The sequence below is a fragment of the Bacillaceae bacterium S4-13-56 genome, from assembly GCA_040191315.1.
Classification (GTDB): domain Bacteria; phylum Bacillota; class Bacilli; order Bacillales; family JAWJLM01; genus JAWJLM01.
Genome location: JAWJLM010000130.1, coordinates 1 through 5,493 on the forward strand (window position 1 = coordinate 1; position 5,493 = coordinate 5,493).

General features: G+C 36.5%; 6 protein-coding genes. 3 read left to right on the top strand and 3 right to left on the bottom strand.

Features of this window, described 5'->3' with window-relative positions; all coding sequences use genetic code 11:
- Window positions 1–510: 510 nt before the first annotated feature.
- From RZN25_17955 to RZN25_17965, 3 genes are all read left to right on the top strand, one after another.
- Window positions 511–1,092: a hypothetical protein gene (locus RZN25_17955; GenBank protein MEQ6378692.1), complete on the top strand. Its 582-nt coding sequence runs from the start codon at window positions 511–513 to the stop codon at window positions 1,090–1,092.
- Between the two features lie 172 nt (window positions 1,093–1,264).
- On the top strand, window positions 1,265–2,053 hold the full coding sequence (locus tag RZN25_17960; protein MEQ6378693.1) for a hypothetical protein: 789 nt from the start codon (window positions 1,265–1,267) through the stop codon (window positions 2,051–2,053).
- A 4-nt stretch (window positions 2,054–2,057) separates the two neighbouring features.
- Window positions 2,058–2,516 carry a hypothetical protein gene (locus RZN25_17965; protein ID MEQ6378694.1) on the top strand — a complete coding sequence of 153 codons (459 nt, stop codon included), beginning with the start codon at window positions 2,058–2,060 and terminating at the stop codon, window positions 2,514–2,516.
- A gap of 357 nt (window positions 2,517–2,873) precedes the next feature.
- On the opposite strand, the gene RZN25_17970 is transcribed toward RZN25_17965, so the two are convergent.
- The 3 genes from RZN25_17970 to RZN25_17980 form a co-directional block, all read right to left on the bottom strand.
- Window positions 2,874–3,077 carry a hypothetical protein gene (locus RZN25_17970; protein ID MEQ6378695.1) on the bottom strand — a complete coding sequence of 68 codons (204 nt, stop codon included), beginning with the start codon at window positions 3,075–3,077 and terminating at the stop codon, window positions 2,874–2,876.
- Between the two features lie 138 nt (window positions 3,078–3,215).
- The gene (locus RZN25_17975; GenBank protein MEQ6378696.1) at window positions 3,216–4,133 is read right to left on the bottom strand and encodes an aldo/keto reductase family oxidoreductase; all 918 of its coding nucleotides are present in this window, start codon (window positions 4,131–4,133) and stop codon (window positions 3,216–3,218) included.
- A 102-nt stretch (window positions 4,134–4,235) separates the two neighbouring features.
- Entirely contained in the window at window positions 4,236–5,369 is a 1,134-nt protein-coding gene (locus RZN25_17980) for an MFS transporter (GenBank protein MEQ6378697.1), read from the bottom strand.
- Between the last annotated feature and the right edge of the window lie 124 nt (window positions 5,370–5,493).

Genomic DNA, 5,493 nt, shown 5'->3' on the forward strand with positions numbered 1-5,493 from the left:
AGTTCTACCAAAAAGACAACAAGGTAACAGCATAAATTAGACTAAATCCCCTTGGCTCTTATAAGAGCTAGGGGGATTTTTTGGTGTGCTCGACATTGCAATAATTTGGTGGTGGAATTCCACTACAGGCTTGGCAGTAAGAACTGGAAAATTTGCTTTCGCCATTAGGACATGGCGATAAGCCAAGTTTTTTAACAAGATAAGAAAGCGTAAAATAAAGTCTAGACCAATGTCTAGCAACATCATATACTTAAAACATCGGAAAGAGAAAGTTGACTGTAGTCTTTTTCGGCCATTATGATCCAGCAAGGATGGTGAAAAGAAAAGAGGATGCTTATTTTAACTGAATATCAGATAGAAAGATGCCTAGCAACATGGGATGAATATAAAAAAGTTCTGAAGTGTGTGAAATGAGCAAATAAGATTAAAATTGGTTCATTATGTATGGACTAATTAAAGGGTAAGGCTGAATCTTGCGTGTTTGGGATCTTAAAAAAGGAGGAAGTGAGGTTGTCAAAAGACATTTATATTTTGTTAACTCGAACAGGAACAATGGTCTCAAATACTGTAAAACTATATACAAGAAAACCATTCAATCATGTTTCCATTTCTCTAGACGAAGAATTAAATGAACTGTATAGTTTTGGCAGAAAGATTCCTTGGAATCCTCTAATAGCCGGATTTATTCAAGAAAATATATTCTACGGAACATATGCTAGATTTCCAGATACTACTTGTGAGGTATATAAATATAGTGTAGACAAAGATACTTGGAATAAAATTAGACAAAACATTAATTTTTTTAAGGAGCAAGAAGGTATCTATAGATATAATTTAATAGGTCTTTTTTGTGTCATGCTTAATAAACCTTTAAACCGAGAAAAAGCATTTTTCTGCTCTCAATTTGTTAGTCATATATTTGTAGAATCCGGGCTGGAGTTATTTGATAAAAACATAGGATTGATGACTCCTGATGACTTTAGACATCTAGAAGGATTTGATTTGATTTATGAGGGGGATCTGCTGGACTATGCATTTACTACTAGTAGCATCCCTAAACTAGAAGAGTCTTTAGTTTTGACAAGTAAATAAATAATAATTTTTCCTGATCTTATTCCTATTATTTTAAATTATTGCAAAGGTGTTTCTCTTGGAGAAACACCTTTTTCTCATTGTATATTTGGTGCTTAATTCGAGAAAATAATAGAAAGCTTTCAATGGCAAGCCAACAGAATTAAGAAGGTCATATTTCTAGAGGGATTTTATGAACAATTATAATAATGATAATACGGCCAGAAGGTATAGAGCTCATGTCAGTATTCTGGGTACAACTCAAATTCATCTTAGGAATCCCTATATTATTGCATGGTGGAGTGCTGCTTTCCCTGGATTTGGACATCTGCTTTTATCTAAATATCTTCGTGGATTTGTATTATTTGTTTGGGAAGTTGTAGTTAATCTTCAAGCTAATGTTAATTTAGCGATGATTTATTCTTTTCAAGGTGAAATCCAGGCTGCAAAAGATATTTTAGACACTAGATGGTTACTCATTTATATTCCAGTATATATTTTTGGTATCTGGGATAGCTATCGCACAACAGTCGATATGAATAAGGTTTTTGTGTTGGCTGAGCGTGAGGAACATCGCTTTAATTCCTTTAGTATTGGAGCACTAGAAATTAATTATTTAGATAAAAGAAATCCTTTCATGTCCATTATCTGGTCACTTTTTGTCCCAGGGCTAGGTCAACTCTATATACATAGAATTGTGACTGCGTTTTTTGTCATCATTTGGACAGTTGTATTTTTTTATTTCTCCCATGGTCTCGAAGCTATTTCATTATTATTCTTGGGAAAAATTGAAGAAGCTAACTCAATTCTAAATCCCGAGTGGACTCTGTTCTTCCCATCCTTATATGGCTTTGCTGTGTTTGATTCTTATATCAATACGGTTGAAAATAACAAGTTATATGATAAGGAACAACGCACTTTTCTCCAAGATAATTATCAATCATCATCCTTTGAAGTATTAAAAGGGAATAAGGTGAAGTAAGCGAATGCAACTATTTTCCACATTTGAACACACCATTAATATAGAAATGGCAATAGCAACTCTAGAGAAAAAAGGTGTTAAACAAGAAAATATATTTATTGTTCCACTTGATAACAGAGCAGAAGGACGGAAAGTGTTTGACAACATACATCGATCAGATGGAACCTCTCTAATTGATATAGGCGCGGCACTTGCGACGGCTTTTGCGGTCATTGGTGCTAGTATTGGATTTAAACTAACTCTTGGACCTATCTATTGGGGGCTAATAGGTGCATTTGCAGGCTTTATGTTAGGTTTTATCATTCGTCTCTTTACAGAAAAAATTTTTAAAAAGAGAAGAAGACTTTTGAAAGGATTCCATTCTGAAATAATAATGATCGTCGATTGTGATGATTCATTAGGAGACATGGTTGAAAACATATTATTTAGTCACTATGCCTTTGGAGTGGCTAAAGTTAACTAACCTAAAATACTTGGTATATAAAAAAACGCTTGCTTCCAAGCGTTTTTTTAACAAGATAAAGTATAAAATTTGGCTAGCTCCAGCGAAAAAGCATCATCGAGTAATCTTCGAAGTTTTTGCCCCGAGTAATCGCACAAAGGAATGCTACTTAGAGCTACTATCGACTAGAGTCGGTTCCCTCCTCTCATTCGATCAGTCAACATCGATTCACTTTGTGAACCGTGTTTCCTTTATCTCGGAGGATCGTAGGCTAAAACCGCCACATCGTGTGGCAACGCCTACGTGACCCACATCCTGTGGGCCTCACCGTCTTACGTCGATGATCAAGGGCGCTTGCGCTTTTCTTTGAGAGGATGTTTACAAATTTTCAGGGTTAATTCTAGGAACATTTGGTTCAAGAGCAGCTGATGCACGCGCATTCCTATTGTGTCGGTCATCATCATGCATCGTTTCATTTTGCTCTATTTCCTCCAGAGCTTTGTAGTCAATATTCTTTCCGTTCTCCAATTTGTTTTTCACGTCTTCATTTGTGAAATTGTTGTTTTTATTAATTTCGTCCATTCTTTACACCTCCTATGGTTAATGTGCCCAATAGAGGTTGAAAAATAAGGTTATAATGCCTATCAAACAAATAAAGGGATAAGAAAAGAAGCTTTGGGGTCCCAAGCTCCTTTTGATCTTCCTATAAAACAAAAATTATTATGGTAAAACATTACCGGCCGCACGATAAATCTCGTACCATTCTTCCCGTGTTAAACGAATTTCACTTGCTTTTACGCAATCCCTTAAGCGTGTTTCATTCATAGTTCCAATGATCGGCTGCATATTAGCAGGATGTCTGAGAAGCCATGCGACGGCAATCGTTGTATTACTCACGCGATATTTAGCTGCAATTTCATCAATTTTTGCATTCAATTCGGGGAATTTTTCGTTTCCTAGAAACACTCCCTCGAAAAATCCGTATTGGAAAGGTGACCAAGGTTGAATGGTAATGTCGTTTAGTCGACAATAATCCAAGACGCTTCCATCACGATTCACAGCAGCTTCGTTTTCCATATTCACATTAAATCCACTTGTAATCATGTTGGAGTTGGTAATACTTAGCTGAAGCTGGTTAGCCACGATTGGCTGTTTCACATATTTTTTTAATAGCTCAATTTGCATAGGATTTTGGTTGGAAACTCCAAAGTTACGTACCTTTCCTGATTGCTCTAATGTGCTAAAAGCTTCAGCTACTTCCTCAGGTTCCACTAGTGTATCTGGACGGTGTAAAAGAAGAACATCCAGATAATCCGTATTTAGACGCTTTAAAATTCCATCAACTGAATGTAGGATATGCTCTTTTGAGAAATCAAACATTCCTTGACGTATTCCACATTTGGATTGAAGTATGATTTTTTCACGAACATCATCGTTCATGTGGATGGCTTCAGAAAAAATTTCTTCGCATTTTCCACCACCATAAATGTCGGCGTGGTCAAAAAAATTCGCGCCGAGTTCTAGGGCAGTTTTTACAAAGCTTTCTGCTTGTGTTTTATCTAGACTATCGATTCTCATACAACCTACAGCAACAACTGGAACTTCTAAATTGCTTGTCCCAAGCTTCATAGTTTTCATTCTTCATTTCCTCCCTCAATTTTTGCTATCTAGGAAAGCTCTCTTTGTTATTCTGACACTTTCCTTTTGGCTTTTCAAGGTAGGAAAGCTAAAGGACCAAATTTATCTATCATCATTTTTTTTTAATATAGCAAAGGTGAAAACAAATGTTCCAATTAAAAAAGCTATATAATAAGGGGAGATCACACTTCTGATGGCACCTGTTATAAAAGAACTTAAGATAATTCCAAGAGAAAATATGGCTGACATATATCCAAAGGCCTTTCCATGGGAGTTTTTATTAGTCCCTTCCGTAATCGCAGTAGCCATTGCGGGCATAATCAATCCAAAAAAGAGTCCAGAAATTAGTAAAAGTAGCGGCAATGAAAATGCTGAAATGGCAAGTCCAAAAAGAGTCATTGACATTCCAAATAACCCGACTAAAAGGCGCTTGTACGGATCAAAACGATTGATAAATAATAACGATAAAGTAATAAATGTGCCAATTCCCATATAGCTGAAAAGTTTTCCAGTCTCATAGGTTGAATAGCCTTTCTCCACCGTTAAATAGGGGATTTCGTAGATGAGAACTCCATGATTATACATAACAGCAAATCCAATAAGATATGTAAATATAAGTTTGGGGGAGAGGCTGGTTTTCGTATCGATTGATTTTTGAGATGGAACAGTTGTTATTTGAGAACTGTCTTTTAGAAAAATGACTGTATAAAAACCAGTCATGATCATTGCAGCACCCATGAAAAAATAAGTGTTAACATATCCTATTAAAACAACGAGTTTCCCTCCTAATAAGGGAGCTAGGATGTTCGCGATTGTTGATAAAATCCCATTTATGGCCATATTTTTCCCCTGCTCCTGCCGGTTTTTGGCATAACTGGACAGCAAGGTGAATGCCGCTGGAATCATGAACCCCATCGCGAAACCGTTTAGGGCATGTAAAAGAAGTAGGTCCATGGAACTTCGAGCAAGACCATGGAAGATAAATAGAATTCCAGCCGTATAGATGGGAAGGATGATGAACATCTTTTTCCCTACTTTATCCACTAATGGGCCCGCTAATAAATTTCCAGATAGATTACTAAATGCGGTTACACTTAAAATGATACCTATAAAAAAGCTTGAAGCTCCAAATGCCGCAGCATAAGGAGTAAAGACGGGCACCTGTAGTCTCATGATGAGATTCATTAGAAACATGGCCATAAAAATATTCAGCTTCTCGGCTGTGGCTTCCTTCATTTTCTTCACCTCATCCCTAATGTATGAGGACAAGGTTGGAAAAAGAAGAGGATATGTTTCTTGATAGGCACGGCTACCAGCACGTGTCTATGTGTAAAATATTTCTCGAGGGTAATTAGAGCTA

Excerpts from the sequence above, each read along its gene's own strand:
- RZN25_17960 (MEQ6378693.1), top strand. The coding sequence starts at position 1,265 with ATGAACAATTATAATAATGATAATACGGCCAGAAGGTATAGAGCTCAT.
- RZN25_17965 (MEQ6378694.1), top strand. The coding sequence starts at position 2,058 with ATGCAACTATTTTCCACATTTGAACACACCATTAATATAGAAATGGCA.
- RZN25_17970 (MEQ6378695.1), bottom strand. The coding sequence starts at position 3,077 with ATGGACGAAATTAATAAAAACAACAATTTCACAAATGAAGACGTGAAA.
- RZN25_17975 (MEQ6378696.1), bottom strand. The coding sequence starts at position 4,133 with ATGAAAACTATGAAGCTTGGGACAAGCAATTTAGAAGTTCCAGTTGTT.
- RZN25_17980 (MEQ6378697.1), bottom strand. The coding sequence starts at position 5,369 with ATGAAGGAAGCCACAGCCGAGAAGCTGAATATTTTTATGGCCATGTTT.